Origin of the sequence: Pseudomonas sp. 7P_10.2_Bac1 (assembly GCF_025465935.1) — a bacterium.
GTDB lineage: Bacteria > Pseudomonadota > Gammaproteobacteria > Pseudomonadales > Pseudomonadaceae > Aquipseudomonas.
In genome coordinates this window covers 12,300-38,924 of the sequence record NZ_JANLNV010000068.1, presented here as the reverse complement: position 1 = coordinate 38,924, position 26,625 = coordinate 12,300, and the positions used below count along the sequence as shown (strand labels likewise).

General features: G+C 55.8%; 23 protein-coding genes. 4 read left to right on the top strand and 19 right to left on the bottom strand.

What is annotated here, in order from left to right; translation table 11 throughout:
- Positions 1-13 precede the first annotated feature (13 nt).
- The 18 genes from atpD to rpmH form a co-directional block, all read right to left on the bottom strand.
- Positions 14-1,390, bottom strand: coding sequence for a F0F1 ATP synthase subunit beta (atpD, locus tag NTD86_RS14320; protein WP_262203159.1), 1,377 nt, complete (start codon positions 1,388-1,390; stop codon positions 14-16).
- 27 nt (positions 1,391-1,417) lie between these two features.
- Positions 1,418-2,278, bottom strand: coding sequence for a F0F1 ATP synthase subunit gamma (gene atpG / locus NTD86_RS14315; protein WP_262203158.1), 861 nt, complete (start codon positions 2,276-2,278; stop codon positions 1,418-1,420).
- Between the two features lie 50 nt (positions 2,279-2,328).
- Positions 2,329-3,873 (bottom strand): F0F1 ATP synthase subunit alpha, encoded by a 1,545-nt coding sequence (atpA, locus tag NTD86_RS14310; RefSeq protein WP_010207686.1) that lies wholly within the window; start codon positions 3,871-3,873, stop codon positions 2,329-2,331.
- A gap of 21 nt (positions 3,874-3,894) precedes the next feature.
- Positions 3,895-4,431, bottom strand: coding sequence for a F0F1 ATP synthase subunit delta (locus tag NTD86_RS14305; protein WP_048373558.1), 537 nt, complete (start codon positions 4,429-4,431; stop codon positions 3,895-3,897).
- 12 nt (positions 4,432-4,443) lie between these two features.
- Entirely contained in the window at positions 4,444-4,914 is a 471-nt protein-coding gene (locus NTD86_RS14300; protein WP_262203156.1) for a F0F1 ATP synthase subunit B, read from the bottom strand.
- Between the two features lie 57 nt (positions 4,915-4,971).
- Positions 4,972-5,229, bottom strand: coding sequence for a F0F1 ATP synthase subunit C (gene atpE / locus NTD86_RS14295; protein ID WP_002555987.1), 258 nt, complete (start codon positions 5,227-5,229; stop codon positions 4,972-4,974).
- Between the two features lie 120 nt (positions 5,230-5,349).
- Positions 5,350-6,216: a F0F1 ATP synthase subunit A gene (gene atpB / locus NTD86_RS14290; RefSeq protein WP_262203155.1), complete on the bottom strand. Its 867-nt coding sequence runs from the start codon at positions 6,214-6,216 to the stop codon at positions 5,350-5,352.
- A 16-nt stretch (positions 6,217-6,232) separates the two neighbouring features.
- A complete protein-coding gene (locus tag NTD86_RS14285) occupies positions 6,233-6,640 on the bottom strand; it encodes a F0F1 ATP synthase subunit I (protein ID WP_262203154.1) in 408 nt (135 codons plus the stop codon).
- 147 nt (positions 6,641-6,787) lie between these two features.
- Positions 6,788-7,660 carry a ParB/RepB/Spo0J family partition protein gene (locus NTD86_RS14280; RefSeq protein ID WP_262203152.1) on the bottom strand — a complete coding sequence of 291 codons (873 nt, stop codon included), beginning with the start codon at positions 7,658-7,660 and terminating at the stop codon, positions 6,788-6,790.
- A gap of 9 nt (positions 7,661-7,669) precedes the next feature.
- Complete coding sequence (locus NTD86_RS14275) at positions 7,670-8,461, bottom strand: ParA family protein (protein WP_262203151.1); 792 nt, start codon at positions 8,459-8,461, stop codon at positions 7,670-7,672.
- Positions 8,462-8,479: 18 nt separating this feature from the next.
- On the bottom strand, positions 8,480-9,124 hold the full coding sequence (gene rsmG / locus NTD86_RS14270) for a 16S rRNA (guanine(527)-N(7))-methyltransferase RsmG (RefSeq protein WP_262203150.1): 645 nt from the start codon (positions 9,122-9,124) through the stop codon (positions 8,480-8,482).
- Positions 9,121-11,013, bottom strand: a complete 1,893-nt coding sequence (gene mnmG / locus NTD86_RS14265; protein WP_262203149.1) for a tRNA uridine-5-carboxymethylaminomethyl(34) synthesis enzyme MnmG — start codon at positions 11,011-11,013, stop codon at positions 9,121-9,123. Before mnmG ends, rsmG begins: the two co-directional genes overlap by 4 nt.
- 509 nt (positions 11,014-11,522) lie before the next feature.
- Entirely contained in the window at positions 11,523-13,139 is a 1,617-nt protein-coding gene (locus NTD86_RS14260; RefSeq protein ID WP_262203148.1) for an ABC-F family ATP-binding cassette domain-containing protein, read from the bottom strand.
- Positions 13,140-13,319: 180 nt separating this feature from the next.
- Positions 13,320-14,687 carry a tRNA uridine-5-carboxymethylaminomethyl(34) synthesis GTPase MnmE gene (gene mnmE, locus NTD86_RS14255; RefSeq protein ID WP_262203146.1) on the bottom strand — a complete coding sequence of 456 codons (1,368 nt, stop codon included), beginning with the start codon at positions 14,685-14,687 and terminating at the stop codon, positions 13,320-13,322.
- Positions 14,688-14,769: 82 nt separating this feature from the next.
- Positions 14,770-16,455 carry a membrane protein insertase YidC gene (gene yidC, locus NTD86_RS14250; protein WP_262203144.1) on the bottom strand — a complete coding sequence of 562 codons (1,686 nt, stop codon included), beginning with the start codon at positions 16,453-16,455 and terminating at the stop codon, positions 14,770-14,772.
- 13 nt (positions 16,456-16,468) lie between these two features.
- Positions 16,469-16,702, bottom strand: a complete 234-nt coding sequence (gene yidD, locus NTD86_RS14245; RefSeq protein WP_082148803.1) for a membrane protein insertion efficiency factor YidD — start codon at positions 16,700-16,702, stop codon at positions 16,469-16,471.
- Positions 16,695-17,096: a ribonuclease P protein component gene (rnpA, locus tag NTD86_RS14240; RefSeq protein WP_026014053.1), complete on the bottom strand. Its 402-nt coding sequence runs from the start codon at positions 17,094-17,096 to the stop codon at positions 16,695-16,697. The genes yidD and rnpA overlap by 8 nt, the downstream gene beginning before the upstream one ends.
- Positions 17,097-17,112: 16 nt before the next feature.
- On the bottom strand, positions 17,113-17,247 hold the full coding sequence (gene rpmH, locus NTD86_RS14235; RefSeq protein WP_003213577.1) for a 50S ribosomal protein L34: 135 nt from the start codon (positions 17,245-17,247) through the stop codon (positions 17,113-17,115).
- A 564-nt stretch (positions 17,248-17,811) separates the two neighbouring features.
- On the opposite strand from rpmH, the gene dnaA reads away from it, so the two are divergent.
- The 4 genes from dnaA to gyrB are packed head-to-tail and all read left to right on the top strand — an operon-like array spanning position 17,812 to position 24,019.
- Positions 17,812-19,329: a chromosomal replication initiator protein DnaA gene (dnaA, locus tag NTD86_RS14230; protein WP_262203142.1), complete on the top strand. Its 1,518-nt coding sequence runs from the start codon at positions 17,812-17,814 to the stop codon at positions 19,327-19,329.
- A 38-nt stretch (positions 19,330-19,367) separates the two neighbouring features.
- Positions 19,368-20,471 (top strand): DNA polymerase III subunit beta, encoded by a 1,104-nt coding sequence (gene dnaN, locus NTD86_RS14225; protein WP_262203140.1) that lies wholly within the window; start codon positions 19,368-19,370, stop codon positions 20,469-20,471.
- A 21-nt stretch (positions 20,472-20,492) separates the two neighbouring features.
- The gene (gene recF / locus NTD86_RS14220) at positions 20,493-21,596 is read left to right on the top strand and encodes a DNA replication/repair protein RecF (RefSeq protein ID WP_262203138.1); all 1,104 of its coding nucleotides are present in this window, start codon (positions 20,493-20,495) and stop codon (positions 21,594-21,596) included.
- 5 nt (positions 21,597-21,601) lie between these two features.
- Positions 21,602-24,019: a DNA topoisomerase (ATP-hydrolyzing) subunit B gene (gene gyrB / locus NTD86_RS14215; RefSeq protein WP_262203136.1), complete on the top strand. Its 2,418-nt coding sequence runs from the start codon at positions 21,602-21,604 to the stop codon at positions 24,017-24,019.
- Between the two features lie 119 nt (positions 24,020-24,138).
- On the opposite strand, the gene NTD86_RS14210 is transcribed toward gyrB, so the two are convergent.
- On the bottom strand, positions 24,139-26,571 hold the full coding sequence (locus tag NTD86_RS14210) for a TonB-dependent siderophore receptor (protein WP_262203135.1): 2,433 nt from the start codon (positions 26,569-26,571) through the stop codon (positions 24,139-24,141).
- Positions 26,572-26,625 lie beyond the last annotated feature (54 nt).

Here is a 26,625-nt window from a genome sequence, read left to right as displayed (position 1 = left end):
CCGGGCGCCCGAATTACAGTTTCTTGGCTTTCTCGATCGCTTCTTCGATGCCGCCGACCATGTAGAACGCTTGTTCTGGCAGGTGGTCGTAGTCACCGTTGAGGATGCCTTTGAAGCCAGCAATGGTGTCTTTCAGGGAAACGTACTTACCCGAAGCGCCAGTGAAGACTTCAGCCACGAAGAACGGCTGAGACAAGAAACGCTGGATCTTACGAGCACGGTTTACCAACTGCTTATCGGCTTCCGACAGCTCGTCCATACCCAGGATCGCAATGATGTCCTTCAGTTCTTTGTAACGCTGGAGCACGTACTGAACGCCGCGAGCGGTGTCGTAGTGATCCTGACCGATTACGTTCGGGTCCAACTGGCGCGAAGTCGAGTCCAGTGGATCGACCGCTGGGTAGATACCCAGGGAGGCGATGTCACGGGACAGTACAACGGTGGCGTCCAAGTGGGCGAAGGTGGTCGCTGGCGACGGGTCAGTCAAGTCGTCCGCAGGTACGTATACCGCTTGGATCGAAGTGATCGAACCTTCCTTGGTCGAAGTGATACGTTCTTGCAGAACGCCCATCTCTTCAGCCAGGGTCGGCTGGTAACCTACTGCCGAAGGCATACGGCCCAGCAGTGCGGATACTTCAGTACCGGCCAGGGTGTAACGGTAGATGTTGTCGACGAACAACAGTACGTCGTTACCTTCGTCACGGAACTTCTCAGCCATGGTCAGGCCAGTCAGTGCAACGCGCAGACGGTTACCCGGCGGCTCGTTCATCTGACCGTAAACCAGTGCTACTTTGTCCAGTACGTTGGAATCCTTCATCTCGTGGTAGAAGTCGTTACCCTCACGAGTACGCTCACCCACACCGGCGAACACGGAATAACCGCTGTGCTCGATGGCGATGTTACGGATCAGTTCCATCATGTTTACGGTTTTGCCTACACCGGCACCACCGAACAGACCTACTTTACCGCCCTTGGCGAACGGGCAAACCAGGTCGATAACCTTGATACCGGTTTCCAGCAGATCGTTGCCGCCCGCTTGTTCGGCGAACGAAGGCGCTGCACGGTGAATACCCCAACGCTCTTCAGTGGCGATCGGGCCAGCTTCGTCAATTGGGTTACCCAGTACGTCCATGATCCGGCCCAGGGTCGCTTTACCGACCGGTACGGAGATGGCTGCGCCAGTGTCGACAACGTCCAGACCGCGCTTCAAGCCTTCGGTGGAACCCATCGCAATGGTACGAACTACGCCGTCGCCCAGCTGCTGCTGAACTTCCAGAGTAGTGTCCGCGCCTTGTACTTTCAGCGCGTTGTAGATGCTCGGTACGCTGTCGCGTGGGAATTCCACGTCGATAACGGCGCCGATGATTTGAACGATACGTCCGCTACTCATAGCTGGATCCTCTGAATATTTGAACCGTTAAACCGCGGCAGCGCCGCCGACGATTTCCGAGATCTCTTGGGTGATCGCAGCCTGACGCGCCTTGTTGTAGACCAGCTGCAATTCGCTGATCAGATCACCGGCGTTATCGGTAGCGTTTTTCATCGCGATCATCCGCGCCGCTTGTTCAGCTGCGTTGTTCTCGACCACCGCCTGGTACACCTGCGACTCCACGTAGCGCACCATCAAGCCGTCAAGCAGCTCTTTGGCGTCTGGTTCGTAGAGGTAGTCCCAGTGGTGCTTGAGTTCTTGATCCGGGGTCGCCACCAGTGGAATCAATTGCTCCACGGTTGGCTGCTGGGTCATGGTGTTGATGAACTTGTTGGATACCACGGACAGGCGGTCAATCCGGCCTTCCAGGTACGCATCCAACATCACCTTCACACTGCCGATCAGGTCATTGATCGACGGCTCTTCACCCAGGTGGCTGATAGCTGCAACGACGTTACCGCCGAAGTTGCGGAAAAAGGCCGCACCCTTGCTACCAACGACACACAGATCAATCTCGACGCCGTTATCGCGGTTTACCGCCATGTCCTTGACCAGGGCCTTGAACAGGTTGGTATTCAAACCACCACACAAACCACGGTCACTGCTCACAACCACATAACCAACACGCTTAACTGGGCGGTCGATCATGAACGGGTGGCGGTATTCCGGGTTGGCGTTGGCCAAATGCCCAATAACCTGGCGGATGCGCTCCGCATAAGGACGGCTAGCAGCCATGCGCATTTGTGCCTTGCGCATTTTGCTGACCGCCACTTTTTCCATGGCGCTGGTAATTTTTTGCGTGCTTTTGATGCTCGCAATCTTACTGCGAATCTCTTTTGCGCCTGCCATGTAACACCTATCAGGTTAGCAAGCGGGAGCCTTGCGGCTCCCGCTGCGGCTTACCAGGTTTGGGTGGCCTTGAACTTCTCGATACCGGCTTTCAGGCCAGCGTCGATTTCGTCATTGAAGTCACCCTTCACGTTGATCTTGGCCAACAAGTCGGCGTGATCGCGGTTGAAGTAAGCAATCAGCGCTTGTTCAAAGCTGCCGACCTTGGCGATTTCGACGTCAGTCAGGAACCCACGCTCAGCGGCATACAGCGACAACGCCATGTCAGCGATCGACATAGGGGCGTATTGCTTCTGCTTCATCAGCTCGGTAACGCGCTGACCATGCTCAAGTTGCTTACGGGTCGCTTCGTCCAGGTCAGATGCGAACTGGGCGAATGCCGCCAGTTCACGGTACTGAGCCAGAGCGGTACGGATACCACCGGACAGCTTCTTGATGATCTTGGTCTGAGCGGCACCACCCACACGGGATACCGAAACACCGGCGTTCACTGCAGGGCGGATGCCCGAGTTGAACATGGCCGATTCCAGGAAGATCTGACCGTCGGTGATGGAAATCACGTTGGTCGGAACGAACGCGGAAACGTCGCCAGCTTGAGTTTCGATGATCGGCAATGCGGTCAGGGAACCGGTTTTACCAGTCACTGCGCCGTTGGTGAACTTCTCTACGTACTCTTCCGAAACGCGGGATGCGCGCTCCAGCAGACGGGAGTGGAGATAGAACACGTCGCCTGGGTAAGCTTCACGGCCTGGTGGACGGCGCAGCAGCAGGGAAATCTGGCGGTAAGCCACTGCTTGCTTGGACAGATCGTCATAAACGATCAGCGCGTCTTCACCGCGGTCGCGGAAGAATTCACCCATGGTGCAACCGGCATAAGGTGCCAGGTACTGCAGCGCAGGCGATTCAGAAGCACTGGCTGCCACGATGATCGTGTTTTTCAGTGCGCCGTTTTCTTCCAGCTTGCGAACCACGTTGGCGATAGTCGATTGCTTCTGACCGATCGCTACGTAGACACAGAAAATGCCGCTGTCTTTCTGGTTGATGATCGCGTCGATCGCCAGAGCGGTTTTACCGATCTGACGGTCACCAATGATCAGCTCACGCTGGCCACGGCCGACAGGAATCATGGCATCGACAGCCTTGTAGCCAGTCTGTACAGGCTGGTCTACGGACTTACGCCAGATCACGCCTGGAGCAACTTTCTCGACCGCGTCGGTCTCGGTGTTGCCCAGTGGACCTTTACCGTCAACAGGGTTACCCAGTGCGTCGACTACGCGACCCAGCAGTTCCTTACCAACCGGAACTTCCAGGATACGGCCAGTGCACTTGGCGCTCATGCCTTCAGCCAGAGACTGGTAAGCACCCAAAATAACGGCACCTACGGAGTCTTGCTCCAGGTTGAGGGCCATACCGAAGACGCCGCCCGGAAACTCGATCATCTCGCCGGACATTACGTCGGCCAGACCGTGAATCCGCACGATACCGTCAGATACGCTGACGACAGTGCCTTCGTTACGGGCTTGGGAGGTCACATCGAGCTTGTCGATGCGGCCCTTGATAATTTCACTTATTTCGGAAGGATTGAGTTGCTGCATTGCTCTGCTGCCCCTTCAAACTCAAGATTTCAATGCTTCGGCAAGATTCGCGAGTTTGCCGCGAATCGAGCCATCGATAACCAGGTCGCCGGCGCGAATGACGATGCCCCCAATGAGGGACTTGTCTTCCGCAACTTGCAGGCGCACTTCCCGGTCGAGTCGTGCACTGAGAACCTTGGCGAGTTTGTCTTGCTGTTCTTGGTTCAATGCGAAAGCACTGGTCACTTCAACGTCTACCGACTTCTCTTGCTCGGCCTTGTACAGGTCGAACAGTGCGGCGATCTCCGGCAGAAGCAGGAGACGGTCGTTTTCTGCAACGACGTGGATGAAGTTCTGCACTTTCACATCAAACTTGTCGCCGCACACGTCAATAAACGTGGCGGCCTTTTCTGCGCTCGTCAGTCGCGGGGCCTTGAGCACGCGCTGCATAGTGTCGTCCTGCGACACTGCTGCAGCCAGGCCGAGCATGGCTGACCAAGAGGCCAGTTGCTGGTGGGCCTGGGCATGCTCGAAGGCTGCCTTAGCGTAAGGTCGGGCCAACGTGGTCAATTCTGCCATGATCGCCCTCGCTTAAATTTCAGCAGCCAGTTTATTAACCAGCTCCGCGTGCGCGTTTTGATCGATTGTGGCACCCAGGATCTTCTCTGCGCCTTCAACAGCCAAGCCACCCAGTTGGGTACGCAGGGCGTCTTTGACGCTGTTCAGTTCCTGTTCGATCTCGGCCTGAGCCTGAGCCTTCACACGTTCAGCTTCAACGCGAGCCTGTTCACGGGCTTCGTCGACAATCTGAGTACCGCGTTTCTTGGCTTGCTCAATGATTTCAGCTGCCTGAGCCTTAGCTTCGCGCAGTTGTTGACCCGCTTTATCTTGGGCCAACTCCAGGTCACGAGCTGCTCGGTTCGCAGCGTCCAGTCCAGCCGCAATCTTCTTCTGACGTTCTTGCAATGCCGCGATGACCGGAGGCCACACGAACTTCATGCAAAACAGTACAAAAATGAAGAACGCAACGGACTGGCCAATCAGGGTTGCATTAATGTTCACGCCAACACCTCGCTCGTTCGTTGTCCATCTCTCTAATCAACTCGAAAATTCGAGTGATTAGCCAGCGAGCTGACCAACGAAAGGGTTCGCGAAAGTGAAGAACAGTGCGATACCAACACCGATCATGGTTACGGCGTCGAGCAGACCGGCAACGATGAACATTTTAACTTGCAGCATTGGAACCATTTCTGGCTGACGCGCTGCGCCTTCCAGGAACTTGCCACCCAACAGGCCGAAACCAATTGCAGTACCCAGTGCACCCAGGCCGATCAACAGTGCAACAGCGATAGCGGTTAGACCAACTACAGTTTCCATCTTTCCTCCCGACTTTTACGTCGTATGGTTTAGGTTTTTAGATTAAAGCGGTAAAACAAAAACAATTTGCTACGCCCTCCCCCCGAGGCGGGAGGGCCACAAGACACGTCGAAACGGGTCTTAGTGCTCTTCGTGCGCCATCGACAGATAAACGATGGTCAGCATCATGAAGATGAACGCTTGCAAGGTGATGATCAGGATGTGGAACACAGCCCACGCCCATTGCAGCACCACGCCCAGACCGCTAAGCCAGAGCAGGCCGCTGCCGAACATTACGGCGATCAGGATAAATACCAGTTCGCCAGCGTACATGTTGCCGAACAGTCGCAGTGCCAGCGAAATTGGCTTGGCGACCAGCGTCACGAATTCGAGCAGGAAGTTCACCGGAATCAGCAGGGCCTGAACAAAGATGTTCTTGCTGCTGAACGGGTGCAGGGTCAGTTCGCCGATGAAGCCACCGATACCCTTGATTTTGATGCTGTAGAAGATGATCAGCGCGAATACCGACAGGGCCATGCCCAAGGTAGCGTTCGGATCGGTCGTCGGTACGGCACGGAATGGGAAGTGCTCATCGCCAGAGATCAGGATCGCCAACTGAGGAATCCAGTCAACCGGGATCAAGTCGATGACGTTCATCAGGAATACCCAGACGAAAATAGTCAGCGCCAGCGGAGCAATCACGGCGCTACGGCCATGGAAGCTGTCTTTTACGCTGCCATCAACGAATTCCACCATCACTTCAACGAAGTTCTGCAGTGCGCCTGGTTGACCGGAAGTTACCTTCTTGGCCGCCATGCGGAAAATGAAGATAAACAGCAAGCCAACGAATACAGACCAGCCGAGGGTATCGACATGGAATGACCAAAAGCCCATTGCTTTAGCTTCTGCAACGGTGTGAGCAAAGCCCCAGCCGCCATCAGGTAGCTGCCCGAAGGTCAGGTTCTGTAAGTGGTGCTGGATATAGCCCGAAGCGGTTGTTTCTGCCATGGTTGCCTCAAACGCCCTAAGGTCTCGAAAGTGTTGTTCTCATTAGCAGGGGAGCGAACCAGCTGACCAATTGGGTCAACACGAAGACGCCGAATACAGCTAGCGGCGCCAATGGCTTCACACCTGCAAACGTCAGCGCGAACAGCACTGCCGTCAAAATTAATTTGCCTGCCTCGCCGGCGTAAAACGACCGGACGATGGCTTGCGCTGCTCGAGCACCGGTAAACCGGAAAGCTCGGTGAGCAAAATACACATTGGGCAGCAAAGCAATCAGGCCTCCGCAGAGCCCTGAATATCCGGCTACAACTCCATGCCATTGCCAGAGCCCCAAAGCAGCCAGCAATAAAATGACAAATTGAGCTAGCAAAACCGGAAAAACCGCCAAGCGATGGAATGGCAAGCGGTTTGGCGTGCGGGTTTCCATCACAACTGCTCCTCAAAGGTCGGCGGCCAAAAGCTAAAACTTGGCATAATTTGTGCCGACAAAATGCGCGCAGAGTATAGGGGCGTGGAAGCCCCTATTCAACTGTCAGGTAGTGATTTCCGACTGCGCGCTACAAAAGGATATGTTTCAGCGGATGTGAGCAAGCACTCCTTGAAGCTCATCAAGAGAGTTATAACCAATAACTAATTGGCCTTTACCCTTCTTTCCGTGGCGGATCTGCACCGCAGAGCCTAGGCGCTCGGCCAGACGCTGTTCAAGGCGGGTGATATCCGGATCAGGTTTAGCCGGTTCAGCAGGCTCTTGTTTACCGCTCAACCACTGGCGAACCAAGGCTTCGGTCTGGCGAACTGTCAGACCACGTGCGACAACGTGTCGCGCCCCTTCAACCTGCTTATTGTCAGGTAAGCCGAGCAATGCCCGCGCATGTCCCATTTCAAGGTCACCGTGGGACAACATGGTCTTAATAACTTCCGGCAATGAAATTAAACGCAACAAGTTAGCCACGGATACTCGGGACTTACCCACCGCATCAGCGACTTGTTGTTGAGTCAATTGAAACTCTTGCTGCAAACGTTGCAAAGCAATCGCTTCTTCAATCGGATTAAGATCTTCGCGCTGAATGTTTTCAATGAGCGCCATCGCAATGGCGGTTTCATCTGGAACATCACGGACCATTGCCGGAATTGTGTCTTTACCGGCCTGTTGACTGGCGCGCCAGCGACGCTCACCGGCAATGATCTCAAACCGCTCGCCAGCGATCGGACGCACCACGATCGGCTGCATCACACCCTGAGTCTTGATCGAGTTCGCCAGCTCTTCGAGTGCTTGCGGGTCCATGTCGCGACGAGGCTGGTATTTGCCGCGCTGGATCAGGTCCAGGGGCAAATGCTGCAGTTCGCTTTGATCGACCTTGACGGCCTGCTCTTCCAGCGAGCTGACCGTAGGACCACTCAAGAGTGCATCCAGTCCTCGTCCTAGACCTCGTTTCTTGACGGCCATGGAATATCCTTAAGTTGGCTGAGCAGTGCGGGAGGTGCGACGTTGACGACGAACCAGCTCGCCGGCCAAGGCCAGGTAAGCAATCGCGCCACGGGAATTTTTATCATAGGCCAATGCCGGCATACCGTAACTCGGTGCTTCAGCCAGGCGAATGTTGCGCGGTATCACCGTGTCGTACAGTTGCTCGCCGAAGTGTTCCTTGAGCTGAGCCGAGACATCGTTCATCAGGCTCAGGCGCGGGTCGTACATAGTACGCAGCAGGCCTTCGACTTTGAGGTTGGGGTTCAGCAGCTCGGCGATGCGCTTGATGTTATCCACAAGGTCGCTCAAGCCTTCAAGGGCGAAGTATTCGCACTGCATGGGGATAATGACCCCATCAGCGGCCACCAAGGCATTAAGCGTCAGCATCGACAGCGAAGGTGGGCAGTCGATCAGAATGTAATCGTAGCTTTCGCGAACCGGCGCCAGCGCTGTACGCAGACGGCTTTCTTTCATCTGCATTTCGAGCAACACGACTTCGGCGGCTGTCAGGTCACGGTTCGCCGGCAACAGCTGGTAACCACCGTGCTCGGAGACGTGCATGGCCTGGGCCAGATCGCATTCGCCGATCAGCAGATCGTAAACGGAATTCTCAAGACCATGTTTATCCACACCGCTGCCCATGGTGGCGTTGCCTTGTGGATCGAGGTCGATCAGCAGCACGCGCCGCTTGGTCGCGACCAGCGATGCTGCGAGGTTGATGCAGGTGGTGGTCTTACCCACTCCCCCTTTTTGGTTCGCTATTGCGAATACCTTAGCCATTCTTGCTTGCGTTCCCAATCATGCCGTTCGGCGCAGTATCAGCAGATGGCGTTGGCCTTGGCAACCTGGAACGGTCAAGGCGTGTTCGCTATCTAGACGAAAATCAGACGGCAATGCTACCAGCTCATCGGCCGGATGAACGCCCTTCATTGCCAACCAGCGTGTTTCGCTGTCACCCAGGTGCCGCGTCCAGTTGGTAAAGTTCTCCATGCTGCTGAAAGCCCTGGAAACAATTCCGTTGAACGCCAGTTCCGGTTGATACTCCTCAACACGGCTGTGGATAACATTCAGGTTGTCCAGCTTGAGTTCGAGTTTCACCTGCGTCAGAAACCGCGTTTTCTTGCCGTTGCTGTCAAGGCAAGTCACGTGCGACTCAGGAAACAGGATCGCCAAAGGGATGCCGGGCATCCCGCCACCACTGCCCACATCCAGCCAACGACCGTTTTCGATAAACGGCATCACACTGAGGCTGTCGAGCAAGTGACGTGACACCATCTCGTCCGGGTTACGCACAGCCGTGAGGTTGTAGGCCTTGTTCCATTTTATCAACAGGGCCAAATAACCCAGCAGTTGCTCATGCTGGGTTGTGGTCAGTGCAACGCCCAGCTGGCGCGCACCTGTGGATAATTCTTCGGCGTGTTGTGCAGTGACCAGCGAACTCAAGCGTTTTGCTCCAACTTGCGGCCAGCGCCGCGTTTTTTCAGATGAATCATCAACAGGGAAATCGCTGCCGGGGTGACACCGGGAACCCGCGAAGCCTGGCCCAGCGTCTCGGGGCGCGTGGCACCGAGCTTGCTCTGGATCTCTTTCGACAACCCCGAGATGGTCGTGTAATCGATATCCACAGGCAGTTTGATGTTTTCACTGGCGCGCAGGCGAGCGATCTCGTCCTGTTGACGGTCAATGTAACCCGCATACTTGGTTTTGATTTCAACCTGTTCGGCGACCAGCGGATCGCTTGCGCCCTCGCCAGTCACTTCAACCAGGCCTGCGTAATCGATTTCCGGACGGGTCAACAAACTCAGCAAATTGTATTCATGGGTCAACGGCGTGCCAAATTTGGCCGCAATCGCTTCACCTTGTTCAGTCCCCGGGCGCACCCACGTGCTTCTCAAGCGTTGTTCTTCCAGGGCAATGCTTTCGCGCTTGGTGCAGAACGCCGCCCAACGGGCGTCATCGACCAAACCGAGTTCACGACCTTTTTCAGTCAGGCGCATATCGGCATTGTCTTCGCGCAGGATCAAACGGTATTCGGCGCGGGAGGTAAACATTCGGTACGGTTCTTGAGTCCCCAATGTAATCAGGTCATCAACCAACACGCCGATATACGCTTCGTCACGACGCGGACACCAGGTCTCTTTGCCTTGTGCCAACAAGGCTGCGTTGGTCCCGGCGAGCAAACCTTGTGCGCCGGCTTCTTCATAACCGGTGGTGCCGTTGATTTGCCCGGCAAAGAACAACCCGCCAATCACTTTGGTTTCCAGGCTGTATTTCAGGTCCCGCGGATCGAAATAATCGTATTCGATGGCGTAGCCTGGGCGCACGATGTGGGCATTTTCCATGCCGCGAATCGATTGCACGAGTTGCAACTGAACATCAAAAGGCAGCGACGTCGAAATACCGTTCGGATACAGCTCATGGGTGTTCAAACCTTCGGGTTCGATAAACACCTGATGGCTTTCCTTGTCAGCAAAACGATGAATCTTGTCTTCAATCGACGGGCAGTAACGCGGACCAATCCCTTCAATCACACCTGAGTACATCGGCGAGCGATCGAGGTTGGACGCAATGATCTCATGAGTGCGCGCATTGGTATGGGTAATCCAGCAGCTGACTTGAGTCGGGTGCTGTTCCTTGTTGCCCATGAACGACATGACCGGGATCGGTGTGTCACCAGGTTGTTCAGTCATCACTGAAAAATCAACCGAGCGGCCATCAATGCGTGGCGGCGTACCGGTTTTCAGACGACCAACACGCAAAGGCAGTTCACGCAGGCGGTGTGCCAGGGCAATCGACGGTGGATCACCGGCACGTCCGCCCGAGTAATTCTGCAAACCGATGTGGATAAGTCCCCCCAGGAACGTACCGGTGGTCAAAACCACAGAGTCGGCCAGAAAACGCAGGCCCATCTGAGTCACAACACCGCGTACTTGATCGTTTTCAACAATCAGGTCATCCGCCGCTTGTTGAAATATCCACAGGTTCGGTTGGTTTTCCAGAATTTCACGCACCACCGACTTGTAGATAGCGCGGTCAGCCTGTGCGCGGGTTGCGCGTACGGCTGGGCCTTTACGGCCGTTAAGCACACGGAACTGGATACCGCTTTTGTCAGTAGCGACTGCCATTGCGCCGCCGAGCGCATCGATTTCTTTAACCAGATGGCTTTTACCAATGCCACCGATTGCAGGGTTGCAGCTCATATGCCCGAGGGTTTCCACGTTGTGGGTCAACAGCAGGGTTTTTACACCCATACGTGCTGAAGCAAGTGCAGCCTCGGTTCCGGCGTGACCGCCACCGATGACGATCACTGCAAAACGGGAAGGGAAATTCACCACGCACCTCGTGCCTGTTACTAGGGGTTTTTTGGATAGACCGAGAAGTATAGGGACTTAGCCCTTCTTAAAGAACCCTTTGCACAAAATTTAACCAGCGTGTGGATAAGGCCAGATAGAAAGAAAAATAAATAAAGAAGAAATTTATAAAAGCTTTGTTTTTATGTTTATTCTTAGAGAGGCTCCTTTCTGTGGATAAGTGTCTGTAAGCCTTTATTTTCGTACTGTACAGAGATTTGAAAGTCTGTGGTCATGTGGCCATGAGCGGGGTGAATAAGTGCATTAAGCCTGTGGGTAAATGATAACGTTATCCACAGAGGGGTTTATCTTCAGTTTTAGAGGCCACTTACCCACTGAGCTAAGGGCCAGTTATACACAGAGCTTAACCGACGAAATTCTCCCTATCAGGCCAACAAAAAGGCAGCCGAAAGCCGCCTGGATGAACACGTCATCCAGCGGCTAGCAGATTAAAAAGGGATAAAGGTGATGAACGGCAGCCTAGCCGGTACTCAAACGGCGGCGCTCAACCAGCCGTTGGCACTCGCGATGAGCCTGTGGGTAATTTCAATAGCGTCGAGAAACCTCTGATCGTGTGAGGTCACAACCAACGTGCCGGTGTACTGATTGAGCATGTTTTCCAGCGCCAGCAAGGACACCAGATCGAGGTGATTGGCGGGTTCATCGAGCAACAACAACTGCGCAGGTTGCTCGGCATAAAACACACAGGCCATTGCCGCCTTCAGCTGTTCACCACCACTGAGTTGTGCACAGGGTCGATTCACCTGCTCGGCGCCAAGCCCTAATTGCGCCAGCCGGGTACGCAATTCACTCTCCGTGAGTTGCCGATTGAGTGCCTGCAACTGCTCCAGCACCGAATATTCAAGGTTCAGCAAGGCCAGGTGCTGATCAAGATAAGCTGATTTGACGCTGACATCCGCTAGCCCAGCCAGGATCGGCACTTGCCCAGCCAACACCTTGAGTACCGTTGATTTACCGCAACCATTGGGGCCGAGCAAGGCAACCCGCTGGCCCCGACTGAGCGTAAGGCTGAGTGTACGCAACGGTTCGAAGCCATATGGCAAGCGTGCTTCAACCAGCTCGGCGATATGGGTAGCGCTGTGCTGGCTCGTTGTGGGGGCATAGACAAACATGGCCTGCTGTCTTTCAACCTGGCGGGCAGCTTGACTGACGCGTACCGACAACACCGCGCGCGCGGCTTGCTGATGCTGCTGCCATTTGCCGCTGCTGTTTTGACTGCGCTCCTTTTGTCGCCCCAGCAAAATCTTCGCCTGATTACGGGAACTGGCGGATTTGTTGCCCCGTGCCTGCCTGCGTTCAACCTGTTCAGCTTGATCGCGCAGCCGTTGTTCTTGCCGGTGTCGTTCCAACTTGGCGTGGGCCAGTTGCTGTTCGGCGGCGGATTGCTGCTGGGCTTTGGCCTGTGCATAAAACGAATAACCACCGCCGTAGCTGGCCAGCCCCAAGGCTGAGAGTTCGAGGATGCGCGTCATGGACTCCAGCAGCTCACGGTCATGACTGATCACCAGCAACGCCCTCGGCCAGTGGCTGAGTTGCGCCTGCAATGCCAAACGCTGCTCACAGTCCAGGTGATTGGTCGGTTCATCCAGAATCAGCAGCTCGGCCTGTGACATAAACGCCCCCATCAGCGCGACACGCATGGCTTCGCCGCCACTGAGCCGTGAGGTCAGGGTTGAAGGCGTGAGGTGCTCGAGGTTGTTGTGGGCCAGTTGGTCGAGTAACTGCTGCCGAATGTTCCATTGCTCGCCCACCGCGTCAAAGTCCGCTGGTGTGGTACTGCCCTGTTCGATGCGTTCCAGCGCACTGATGATGGGTTGCACACCGGCCAGATCAGCCACCGTCTGCTCGAGGGCATGGGTGATGTGCTGTGCCAGGTAATACACCTTTCCGGTGCGCAGGCAGCGCCCAGTGGTAGGGGAGATATCCCCAGCAATCAGACGTGCCAATACACTTTTACCCACACCATTTCGCCCGACCAAGCCGGTGTGGCGTTGATCGAGATGCAGGTTTAGGTCAGAAAACAGCGGGCTGCCATCGGGCAACTGATAAGAAACGCCTTCCAGCGTTACACAGGTCGCGTGAGTCATACGCACTCCAGAGATGCACAGATCTACCCCCTGTTGCAGGGGAATCAAGAACTGGCCGCAAGATTCGCGGCGGCATCAATGGCGCATTGGACTAATACCTGTAGGAGACGAGCTTGTCTCGTGACCTTTTAACAGATCAAAAGATCGCGAGGCAAGCTCGCTCCTACGGATTTCTGGGCATTATTTCCCGATACAGAAACTGGAGAAGATCCGCCCCAGCAGATCATCCGAGCTGAATGCCCCGGTAATCTCGCCCAACGATTGCTGGGCCAGGCGCAAATCTTCGGCCAGCAATTCACCTGCACCTGCCAGTGTCAGTTGTGCCCGGCCATGTTCAAGCGCATTGCTGGCGTGCTGCAAGGCTTCGAGGTGGCGACGACGAGCGCTGAAGCTGCTCTCGGACGTCTGTTCATACCCCATACAGGCCTTGAGGTGCTCACGCAGCAAATCGAGTCCATCGGTTGATCGCGCACTTAGGCTGATCGTTACATGGCCATCAGCACTGACCTCCAGTTCGACGGCTTCACCGGTGAGGTCGGCCTTGTTACGAATCAAGGTGACCTTGGCCGGGTCCGGGCGCTGCTCCAAAAACTCTGGCCACAACGCGAAGGGGTCATTGGCCTCCGGCGCCGTTGCATCCACCACCAGCAGCACACGATCTGCTTCGCCAATGGCCTTGAGAGCTCGTTGCACGCCGATTTTTTCGACCTGGTCTTCAGTGTCACGCAGACCTGCCGTATCCACCACGTGCAGGGGCATGCCATCAATGTGGATATGTTCACGCAACACGTCGCGCGTGGTGCCGGCGATCTCGGTCACGATGGCGGCTTCACGACCGGCCAGCGCGTTAAGCAAACTGGACTTGCCGGCATTAGGACGACCGGCAATCACCACCGTCATGCCATCGCGCAGTAAGGCGCCTTGGCCAGCTTCACGCTTAACGGTGGATAACTCTTCGCGCACCTTATCGAGCATACCCAGGACGTGGCCATCGGCCAGGAAGTCGATTTCTTCCTCGGGGAAGTCAATCGCCGCTTCGACGTAGATACGCAAACTGATGAGTTGCTCAGTCAAGTTATGCACACGGTGTGAGAAAGCACCCTGCAAAGAGCGTAATGCGTTGCGAGCTGCCTGTGCAGAACTGGCCTCAATAAGGTCCGCAATAGCCTCGGCTTGAGCCAGATCGAGCTTGTCGTTTAAAAACGCACGCTCACTGAATTCGCCCGGTCGTGCCAAACGGCAGCCCAGTTCAATGCAGCGCTGCAGCAACATGTCCAGAACGATCGGGCCGCCATGGCCTTGCAATTCGAGCACGTCTTCGCCGGTGAACGAGTTGGGGCCCGGGAAATACAGCGCAATACCTTCATCCAGGACTTCGCCGTTTTCACCATAAAACGGTCCGTAATGGGCATAGCGCGGTTTCAGTTCGCGCTCTGTGAACGCTTGCGCCGCGACACGGGCGAGTGGCCCGGAAACACGCACGATCCCCACACCACCTCGGCCTTGGGCGGTTGCCACAGCAGCAATGGTTTGTGCTGGAACACTCATAAAAACAGGCCTCAACAACAAAAGTGACAGATAGCAAAACGCCCCACTAGGGGGCGTTTTGAGTGGTGATCAACAGAGTAAGTTAAGCAGCAGCTTTTTTGGTAGCAGCTTCGATCTTACGAGTGATGTACCACTGTTGAGCGATGGACAGGCAGTTGTTCACAACCCAGTACAGCACCAGACCTGCAGGGAACCACAGGAAGAAGAAGGTGAAGATGATTGGCATCAGCTTCATCACCTTGGCTTGCATCGGATCCGGTGGAGTCGGGTTCAGACGCTGCTGGATGAACATGGTTGCGCCCATGATGATCGGCAGAATAAAGAACGGGTCTTTAATCGACAGGTCGGTAATCCAGAGCATGAAAGGCGCCTGACGCATTTCAACGCTTTCCAACAGTACCCAGTACAAGGACAGGAAAACCGGCATCTGCACCAGAATCGGCAAGCAGCCGCCCAGTGGATTGATCTTCTCTTTCTTGTACAGCTCCATCATCGCTTGCGACATTTTCTGGCGGTCATCACCGAACTGCTCTTTCAGAGCGGCCAGTTTTGGTGCCACAGCGCGCATGCGAGCCATCGATTTGTAGCTGGCGGCCGACAACGGGAAGAAGATCCCTTTGATCAGCATGGTCAGGAAGATAATCGACCAACCCCAGTTACCAACCAGGCTGTGGATATGTTGCAGCAGCCAGAAAATAGGCTGGGCAATGAACCACAGAATGCCGTAGTCGACCGTCAGTTCCAGACCTGGGGACAACTCTTTGAGTACGCCTTGGCTCTTTGGACCTGCGTACAGCGTGGCGCTGGTTTCACCTGTTTTACCCGGTTCAACCGTCAAGGTTGGGCCAGTGAAACCGATGATGTAGTTGCCCTGGTTGTCTTTGCGGGTCTGAACGACGTTGTTATCGCCTTTCTGAGGAATCCACGCAGTGACGAAGTAGTGTTGCAGCCAGGCAACCCAACCACCTTGAACGGTTTCTTTCAGCTGACCCTTGTCGATATCTTTCATCGACACTTTTTTGTACGGCTCTGCACTTGTCCACAGGGCAGCGCCCAGGTAAGTCGCAGTACCGGTGGCGGTGCTGGAAGATGGATCAGAGCTGGCGTCGCGTTTCAATTGCGCGAACAGGTTGCCGGTCCACGGCTTGCCGCTCTCGTTATCAATCAGATAGCTGACTTGTACATCGTACAGACCACGCTTGAACGTGAAACGTTTGATGTAGTTAACGCCGTTATCGCTGAACTTGAGATCAACAACCAACTGATCCTGGCCTGGAGCCAGTTCATAGGTTTTTTTCTCAGTGCTGAAAACCGGGCGACCTGCGGTACGAGCATCCGGACCATCAACGCCGGTCAGGCCACTTTGGGCCAGATACGTACGTTCGCCGCCGTTATCAAACAGCTGGAAAGGTACATCCGGGTGGTCCTGGCGACGTGGATAAAGCGGCAGACGCAACTGGGCAACGTCACCACCCTGTGGATCAATCGCGATATCCAGTACGTCGGTTTTTACGTGGATCAGGTCTTTGCTTGCAGCAACCGGTGTTTCTGTCGGTGTGCTGGTGTCGGCATTGGCTGTGGGTACATCGGCACTGGTCGAAGCGTTGTTACCTGGCACCGAGTCAGGCAAACCCTGCGCGGTAGTAGTGCTGGCGGCAACATTCTGAGTCGGCAGGGCAGCTTGGCCGTAATCCTGGTTCCATTTCAGAACCATAACGTAGGACACGACTGCGAGAGCGACGATCAGGATCGTGCGTTTAATATCCATGATTACTCGGCCATCAAGAAGAACGGGAGGTAGGGATAGGTGGAACCGGGTCGTAACCACCGGGATTCCACGGGTGACAGCGACCTAAACGACGAAAGGTCAGCCAGCCGCCGCGAAGAACGCCATGAGTTTCGATGGCTTCCAACGCGTAGCAGGAACAACTGGGGTAGAAACGGCAGTGGTTTGCCATCAAAGGACTAATGGCATAACGGTAAAACTGGATCGGAACGAGCGCCAGTTTACGCATCAGGACTGCCTACCCCTACAGTTTCGGTTTTAACAGCTGGAACTGGCGTGTTACGGGCCAGACGTTTCCACAGTTTGCCGAAATGCTGAATCAATTCGGGGTTCTCTACGTCACCCAAACCTTTGCGCGCGACGATAACGATATCCCAACCAACCAGTTGATCCTGGTGGAGACGAAACGATTCACGCATCAAACGCTTAAGGCGATTGCGCTGAACGGAGAGCTTGACGCTCTTTTTCCCGATCACTAACCCCAACCGGGGGTGATCAAGATCGTTGCTGCGCGCAAGGAGCAGGAGATTTTTCCCCGGAACCTTGCCGGTGGGGGAGTCAAAGACTGCCTTGAAATGTCGGGGAGTGAGTAACCGCTTTTCCCGACTGAAGTCCTGACTCACCACCATTGTCTGATTATCAAACTGCCAGACGCGCACGGCCTTTGGCGCGGCGACGCGACAGGACTGCACGGCCGTTTTTAGTAGCCATGCGAGCACGGAAACCGTGAGTGCGGGCGCGTTTGATAGTGCTTGGTTGGAAAGTACGTTTCATGTCGTGCTACCTGGTTCGTCCACAACGGGCCGGAATGGCCCCCGTTTTAAGAGACCGGCGATTCTAGTGAATGCAGGCCAATAGGTCAATTTCCAACCAACGTGAACGCCTAAATAGATGAGGGGGTGTTGTGCACAAGCATTTGTTCACGCAGTCATAAAAATAAAAAGACGAAGTATTTAAAGCTCTTTTAAAAATCTTATTAACTTTAGGGAGCCACCTATCTGTGGATAACTGGCTATAGACCTTAAAAATCAAGGCCTGCATAGAATGACAACACTGTCGAGAAGCGGTGCTCTGCCTGTGCTGCGACCTCGGATAAGCTGTGCACGAAACGCTTCTTTATCCACAGGGCAGTTATGCACAGTGTTTTCCGCCCACTTGTGCAACGAGCTTAGGCCCGCTTATCCACAGAGCTTATGCACATACCATTTGTCGCTTTGTTCACAGTAAAAAACCTGGCCTCTCCTTATAGGCAGGCAACCTACATGTGGATAAGTGGGCGAGTGGTCGCTACAATGGCGCCTGTTTTTGCCTCACCGGCTTTCAACTTAGGGGATATCCGTGTCAGTGGAACTTTGGCAGCAGTGCGTAGAGCTTTTGCGCGATGAGCTGCCTGCCCAGCAATTCAACACCTGGATCCGTCCACTACAGGTCGAAGCCGAAGGCGACGAGTTGCGCGTCTATGCGCCCAATCGTTTTGTGCTCGACTGGGTTAACGAGAAGTACCTGAGCCGTTTGCTTGAATTGCTGAACGAGCACAGCAATGGCATGGCGCCTGCGCTGTCCTTATTAATAGGCAGCAAACGCAGCTCGGCTCCGCGTGCTGCGCCCAATGCGCCATTGGCCGCCGCGGCTTCTCAACAGCAAGCAGCGCCTGCGCCAGCACCCAGTGCACCTGCAAGTGCAGCCCCCGCTCCCGCGCCGACCCCCAAGCAGCCGGACCAGACGAGCGAAGAGCCTTCGCGTGACAGCTTCGACCCCATGGCGGGTGCCAGTTCGCAACAGGCGCCAGCACGTGCAGAACAACGTACCGTGCAGGTTGAAGGTGCGCTCAAGCACACCAGCTACCTGAACCGTACCTTTACCTTCGAAAACTTCGTCGAGGGCAAGTCCAACCAACTGGCCCGCGCAGCGGCGTGGCAAGTGGCGGACAACCCCAAGCACGGCTATAACCCGCTCTTCCTTTATGGCGGCGTTGGCCTGGGTAAAACGCACTTGATGCACGCGGTGGGTAACCACCTGTTAAAGAAGAACCCGAATGCCAAGGTGGTGTACCTGCATTCCGAGCGTTTCGTAGCCGACATGGTCAAGGCCCTGCAGCTCAACGCAATCAATGAGTTCAAGCGCTTCTACCGTTCGGTAGACGCGCTGCTCATCGATGACATTCAATTCTTTGCACGCAAAGAGCGCTCTCAGGAAGAGTTCTTCCACACCTTCAACGCCTTGCTTGAAGGCGGTCAGCAAGTGATTCTGACCAGTGACCGCTACCCTAAAGAGATCGAAGGGCTCGAAGAGCGCCTCAAATCCCGTTTCGGCTGGGGCTTGACCGTTGCCGTTGAGCCGCCTGAGCTTGAGACGCGGGTGGCGATCCTGATGAAAAAGGCAGACCAGGCCAAGGTCGAGCTGCCTCATGATGCCGCCTTCTTTATTGCCCAACGCATTCGCTCCAACGTGCGTGAGCTCGAAGGTGCGCTCAAGCGGGTCATTGCTCACTCGCACTTCATGGGTCGCGACATCACCATCGAACTGATTCGCGAATCTCTGAAGGACCTTCTGGCGTTGCAAGACAAGCTCGTCTCTGTGGATAACATCCAGCGCACAGTGGCCGAGTACTACAAGATCAAAATTTCGGACTTGCTGTCCAAGCGTCGCTCACGCTCGGTCGCCCGCCCTCGCCAAGTGGCCATGGCACTGTCCAAAGAACTGACCAACCACAGCTTGCCGGAAATCGGCGATGTGTTTGGCGGCCGCGATCACACCACTGTCTTGCACGCATGCCGCAAGATCAATGAGCTCAAGGAATCCGACGCGGACATCCGCGAGGACTACAAGAACCTGCTGCGAACCCTGACAACCTGATGACACCAATGCAGCTTATTAAGGCAAGGGACTAGACCATGCATTTCACCATTCAACGCGAAGCCTTGTTGAAACCCCTGCAACTGGTCGCAGGCGTTGTTGAACGCCGCCAGACCTTGCCGGTATTGTCCAACGTGCTGTTGGTTGTCGAAGGCCAGCAGCTGTCGCTGACCGGTACCGACCTTGAGGTCGAGCTGGTTGGTCGCGTTCAGCTTGAAGAGCCTGCCGAGCCAGGCGAAATCACCGTACCGGCGCGCAAGCTGATGGATATCTGCAAAAGCTTGCCCAACGATGCGCTGATCGACATCAAGCTCGATGATCAAAAGCTGGTGGTCAAGGCAGGCCGTAGCCGTTTTACCCTGTCCACCTTGCCTGCCAATGACTTCCCGACGGTTGAAGAAGGCCCGGGCTCACTGACCTGCAGCCTGCAGCAAAGCAAACTGCGACGCCTGATCGAACGCACCAGCTTTGCCATGGCTCAGCAGGACGTTCGTTACTACCTCAACGGCATGTTGCTCGAAGTTTCGGCTGGCATCATTCGCGCCGTGGCTACCGACGGTCACCGTCTGGCCATGTGCTCTATGAAAGCCGACATTGGTCAGCCAGATCGCCACCAGGTCATCGTGCCGCGTAAAGGTATCCTCGAGCTGGCGCGTTTGTTGACCGAGCCAGAAGGCGAAGTGAGCATCGTATTGGGCGCGCACCATATTCGTGCCACCACCGGTGAGTTCACTTTCACCTCCAAGCTGGTAGACGGCAAGTTCCCCGATTACGAGCGTGTGCTGCCTAAAGGTGGCGACAAGGTCGTGATTGGTGATCGTCAGGCACTGCGTGAAGCGTTCAGCCGTACTGCGATCCTGTCCAACGAGAAATACCGGGGCATTCGTCTGCAACTGGCCAATAGCCAGCTGAAAATCCAGGCCAACAACCCGGAGCAGGAAGAAGCCGAAGAAGAAGTGGGCGTCGACTACAACGGCGGCTCGCTCGAAATTGGTTTCAACGTAAGCTACCTGCTGGACGTGCTGGGTGTGATGACCACTGAACAAGTGCGTCTGATTCTGTCTGACTCCAACAGCAGCGCCTTGGTGCAAGAGTCGGACAACGACGACTCGGCCTACGTTGTCATGCCGATGCGCCTGTAACTTATGCACAGCTCAAGCTAGATGTCCCTTAGCCGTGTCACCGTCACCGGCGTGCGTAACCTGCACCCGGTGACCTTCTCCCCCTCCCCCCGCATCAACATTTTGTATGGCGCCAACGGCAGCGGAAAAACCAGCGTGCTGGAAGCGGTCCATTTGCTGGGGCTTGCGCGCTCGTTTCGCAGTGTCCGGCTTACGCCGGTCATTCAGCACGAACTGCAGACCTGTACGGTGTTTGGCCAGGTCGAACTGGCTGAAGGCGGACACAGCGCCTTGGGTATTTCGCGGGACCGCAACGGGGAGTTTCAGATTCGGATCGACGGCCAAAATGCGCGCAGTGCTGCGCAGTTGGCCGAGATCCTGCCACTGCAATTGATCAACCCTGACAGCTTTCGTCTACTCGAAGGTGCCCCAAAGATCCGTAGGCAGTTTCTCGACTGGGGAGTATTCCATGTCGAGCCGCGCTTTATGTCGACCTGGCAGCGGCTACAGAAGGCCCTGCGGCAGCGGAACTCATGGCTGCGGCATGGTACACTCGACGCCGTTTCACAAGCGGCCTGGGACCGGGAACTGTGTCTGGCCAGTGCTGAAATTGATGAATACCGTCGTGCTTACATCAAGGCCTTGAAACCTGTCTTTGAGCAGACCTTAAGTGAGTTGCTTGAACTCGAAGGATTAACGCTGAGTTATTACCGTGGTTGGGACAAAGACCGTGAGCTGAGTGCTGTACTCGCCGCGTCTGTCCACCGGGACCAGCAGATGGGGCATACCCAAGCCGGGCCACAACGTGCTGATTTGCGCTTGAAGATAGGCGCCAACAACGCTGCAGACATCCTGTCGCGTGGTCAGCAAAAATTGGTGGTCTGTGCATTGCGTATTGCCCAGGGGCACTTGGTCAGCCAAGCCCGGCGTGGCCAATGTATTTATCTGGTGGATGATTTGCCGTCCGAACTGGATGAGCAGCATCGCAAAGCACTGTGTCGCTTGTTGGAAGACTTACGCTGCCAGGTGTTCATTACCTGTGTAGACCACGAATTTATGAGGGAAGGCTGGCAGACGGAAACGCCAGTTGCCCTGTTCCACGTGGAACAGGGCTGTATCACCCAGACCCACGACCATCGGGAGTGAAGGCTTTGAGCGAAGAAAATACGTACGACTCAACGAGCATTAAAGTGCTGAAAGGCCTGGATGCCGTACGCAAACGTCCCGGTATGTACATTGGTGATACTGACGATGGTAGCGGTCTGCACCACATGGTGTTTGAAGTAGTCGATAACTCCATCGACGAAGCGCTGGCCGGCCATTGCGACGACATCACCATCATCATTCACCCGGATGAATCCATCACCGTGCGCGACAACGGCCGCGGCATCCCGGTTGATGTGCATAAAGAAGAAGGCGTATCGGCAGCCGAGGTCATCATGACCGTGCTGCACGCTGGCGGTAAATTCGATGACAACTCCTACAAAGTATCCGGCGGCCTGCACGGTGTAGGTGTGTCGGTGGTCAACGCGCTGTCGGAACTGCTGGTACTGACTGTACGCCGCAGCGGCAAGATCTGGGAACAGACCTACGTTCACGGCGTGCCTCAAGCGCCGATGGCAATCGTTGGTGAAAGTGACACCACCGGTACCCAGATTCACTTCAAGCCATCTGCCGAGACGTTCAAGAACATTCACTTCAGCTGGGACATCCTGGCCAAGCGTATTCGTGAACTGTCCTTCCTGAACTCGGGTGTGGGTATCGTCCTCAAGGACGAGCGCTCCGGCAAGGAAGAGCTGTTCAAATACGAAGGCGGTCTGCGCGCGTTTGTTGAGTACTTGAACACCAACAAGACCACGGTCAACCAAGTGTTCCACTTCAACGTGCAACGCGAAGACGGTATTGGCGTCGAAGTGGCCCTGCAGTGGAACGACAGCTTCAACGAAAGCCTGTTGTGCTTCACCAACAACATTCCGCAGCGTGATGGCGGTACGCACCTGGTGGGCTTCCGCTCCGCCCTAACGCGTAACCTCAACACCTACATCGAAGCTGAAGGCTTGGCCAAGAAGCACAAAGTCGCCACCACCGGTGATGACGCCCGTGAAGGCCTCACGGCGATTATTTCGGTGAAAGTCCCGGACCCGAAATTCAGCTCCCAGACCAAAGACAAGCTGGTGTCTTCTGAAGTGAAGACCGCAGTTGAACAGGAAATGGGCAAGTTCTTCTCCGATTTCCTGCTGGAAAACCCGAACGAAGCCAAGCTGATCGTCGGCAAGATGATCGACGCCGCCCGTGCCCGTGAAGCGGCGCGTAAAGCCCGTGAGATGACCCGCCGCAAAGGCGCACTGGACATCGCAGGCTTGCCGGGCAAACTGGCCGACTGCCAGGAAAAAGACCCGGCGCTGTCCGAACTGTACCTCGTGGAAGGTGACTCTGCTGGCGGCTCCGCCAAGCAGGGACGTAACCGCCGTACCCAGGCCATCCTGCCGTTGAAGGGTAAAATCCTCAACGTTGAGAAAGCCCGTTTCGACAAGATGATCTCTTCGCAAGAAGTCGGCACCCTGATCACCGCATTGGGCTGCGGGATCGGCCGTGAAGAGTACAACATCGACAAACTGCGTTATCACAACATCATCATCATGACCGATGCTGACGTCGACGGTTCGCACATCCGTACCCTGCTGCTGACCTTCTTCTTCCGTCAGTTGCCGGAGCTGATCGAGCGTGGCTACATCTACATCGCTCAGCCACCGTTGTACAAAGTGAAAAAGGGCAAGCAAGAGCAGTACATCAAAGACGACGACGCCATGGAAGAATACATGACCCAGTCGGCCCTTGAAGACGCCAGCCTGCACCTCAACGAAGATGCGCCTGGCATCTCCGGTGAAGCGCTGGAGCGTCTGGTGTACGACTTCCGCATGGTCATGAAAACTCTCAAGCGTCTGTCGCGCCTGTACCCCCAGGAGCTGACCGAGCACTTCATCTACCTGCCGGCCGTCACCCTTGAGCAGTTGGGCGACCATGCTGCCATGCAAGCCTGGATGGCCAAGTTCGAAGAGCGTCTGCGTCTGGTTGAGAAGTCGGGTCTGGTGTACAAAGCCAGCCTGCGTGAAGACCGCGAGCGTAACGTCTGGTTGCCGGAAGTCGAACTGATCTCCCATGGTCTGTCGACCTTCATCACCTTCAACCGCGACTTCTTCGGCAGCAACGACTATAAAACCGTTGTGACCCTGGGCGCGCAACTGAGCACCCTGCTCGACGAAGGTGCTTACATCCAGCGTGGCGAGCGTCGCAAGCAAGTCACCGAGTTCAAAGAAGCCCTGGACTGGTTGATGGCCGAAAGCACCAAGCGCCACACCATCCAGCGCTACAAAGGGCTGGGTGAAATGAACCCGGATCAACTCTGGGAAACCACCATGGACCCAAGTGTGCGCCGCATGCTGAAAGTCACCATTGAAGACGCGATCGGCGCCGATCAGATCTTCAACACCTTGATGGGCGACGCGGTAGAACCTCGCCGCGACTTCATCGAGAGCAACGCACTGGCCGTGTCCAACCTGGACTTCTGATGCGTGATGAGCGGGGATAGCGACTTATCCCCAACCCATCAAAAAAGCCCGCCCTGTTGAGAGACAGGGCGGGCTTTTGTCATTTGGCCCGAATCGCCTTCCTTCAGGCTTTCATCTCGTCAAAACGCATACCGCAAAGTTGTCATGACGTTTCGCGGCGCGCCATACAACCCTGCGGCCGTTGTGGTCAGGTATTGCTTGTCGAACAGGTTGTTGACGTGCACTGAAGCCGATACTTCAGGTGTGATTTGGTATTTGGCCATCAGGCTTGCCAAGGCATAGCTGCCTTGGGTGGTGGCGTAGCTCAGGTCGTAGCCGGATTGGCTTTGCCAGTTCAAGCCGCCGCCGACGGTGAGTTTGTCCCATGTGCCAGGCAGGTTGTAGGTGGTGAACAGTTTGATGCTGTTACGCGGGATTTCGGTGACGATGCGCTGGCCGTCCGAGTTGAGGCTGACGCTATAGGAGTAGCCGCCCGTCAGTTGCCAGCCTTCAGTCAGTTGGCCATTCACTTCCAGTTCGACGCCTTTGCTGGTGGTGCCGTTTTCAGCTTTGTAGGCCTGGAAGCCGTTGGGCGCCAGCTTGTCGCCATCGGCTACGGCCAAGTTGTCTTGCTCGACCCGGAACAACGCGAGGCTGGTATTCAGGCGCCCTTCATAGAACCCGGCCTTGATACCCAATTCATACCCAGTGCCTTCTAGCGGGTTGAGCGGCGTTCCGTTGACGTCGCGTACGGTAGAAGGCTGTGGGTTGAAGATTTGGGTGTAGCTGGCGTACGCCGTCCATACCTCATCAAGGTCGTAGACAAACCCGGCATAAGGAATAAACACGCCGGTTTCAGTCCGGTTGGTCTTGCTGATGACGCCGGTGTTGAGGCGGCTTGTGTTGTCGCGTTCCCAATCCACAACACGGGCGCCGACGATCAGGCTGGCGGCGTCGGTCAGGTGCCAGCGTGAGGTCAGGTAGGCCGCGTATTGGGTTTCGGTCAGGTCGCTGTCCCCGACTTTGTTGAAGTGCGGTTTCGGCGTCACGCCGTCCCAGTTGTAGATATCTGCAATAGTCCCGTCATAGCCCGACCCCGGTTGTTGCCAGCCTCCGTAATTGGGGGTTCCGCGCTCTTCGAGGCGCGACAGGGTGACACCGCCGATCAACTCATGCTCACGCCCCAAAAACGGGAACGAGCCGGTCAGGTAAGCATCCAGGTTGTCCTGTTGCGGGACTGCAGCCCAGCGAGTCGGCATGATGAGGGCGCCAGCACCGGTCTGTGGATCGATCTCGCCGTCCATGTAACTGATCACGGTGTCGTAATCATTACGCGAGTGGCTGTATTCCAGCTTGCCGCTCCAACCATTGTCAAAGTGATGCTCCACCGAGGTGAAGAGCGTGCTCTGGTGGCGGTCGTAATAGCTCCAGTCTGGCGAGGTGTTGAACGAGCGTTTGATGTCGGTCCGGTCACCATTGGTTGTAAACAGCGGGAAGCCAGTGCGCATCGGCGCATTGCTGTGGGTGCCCTGATAACTGAACCCCAAGGTCAGCAGTGTCGACTCTGTGAGGTCGAATTCGGTGATGCCATACAGCGTCGTCAATTCCTGATTGAAACGGTCAATCCAGGCACGCTGGACCTTTTGGTCGGCGACAAACCGTCCGCGTACCGTGCCGGTATCGTTCAAGGGGCTACCGACGTCAACGCTCAACCCATAGCGATCCCAACTGCCCGCCTCGGCCGATAGAATCACTTGGGGCGTACTGGTGGGGCGTTTGCGGATCAGGTTGATGGTCGCCGAGGGATTGCCCAGGCCACTGATCAACCCGGTGGCGCCGCGCACCACTTCCACCCGGTCGTACATCGCAGTGTTTTGGGTGTAATTGTCCATGCGCGAAGAGGTCGGCACCCCATCTATCTCGAAGTTGGTGATCGGGAAGCCGCGCGACAGGTAGGTCGTGCTGTCAGCCCCCAGGCTTTCGCGAATTACCGTAATGCCCGTGGTCGCATCCAGCGCGTCAGTGAGGTTATCGAGCTTTTGATCGTCCAGCCGCTGGCGGGTGAGCACCGTGACCGACTGCGGGGTTTCCCTGATCGATAGGTTCAGCCGGGTCGAACTGCTGGAGGATTCGGTGGTGTAAGAGCCCGTACCTTCGGTGGTCGAGCCGGGCGCCTTGCCAGAAATACTCACCGCGCTCAGTTCCAGCGCGGTATCGCCCAGTGTTTTCACCGGGATCAACACATAGCTGCCGTTACTCTGGCGCTGTGCACGCAGGCCGCTGTTTACCAGCAGACGGTTGAGACCTTCATCAACCGAGTACTGGCCCTGCAGACCGGGCGAGTCAAGGCCTTGGGTTTGTTCGCTGGCGAACGAAAGGGTTACCTGCGAGGTCGCGGCAAATTGGCTCAGGGTGGTGGTCAGCGAACCTGCGCTGATGTGGTAGTCGATGACCTGTGTCTGGGCAATGGTCTGACTTGAAAGTGCGGTGAGCGATGCACCGGTCACACCCAGCAGCGCCAGATGCACAGCGCTGGCCAGAGGCATGGCCGCTCGCAGAGATAAACGGGGCATGAAAATTTCCTTCGGTAGGGGGCACGGGGGCGGCTGTTATCGCCGCTTAGTGCT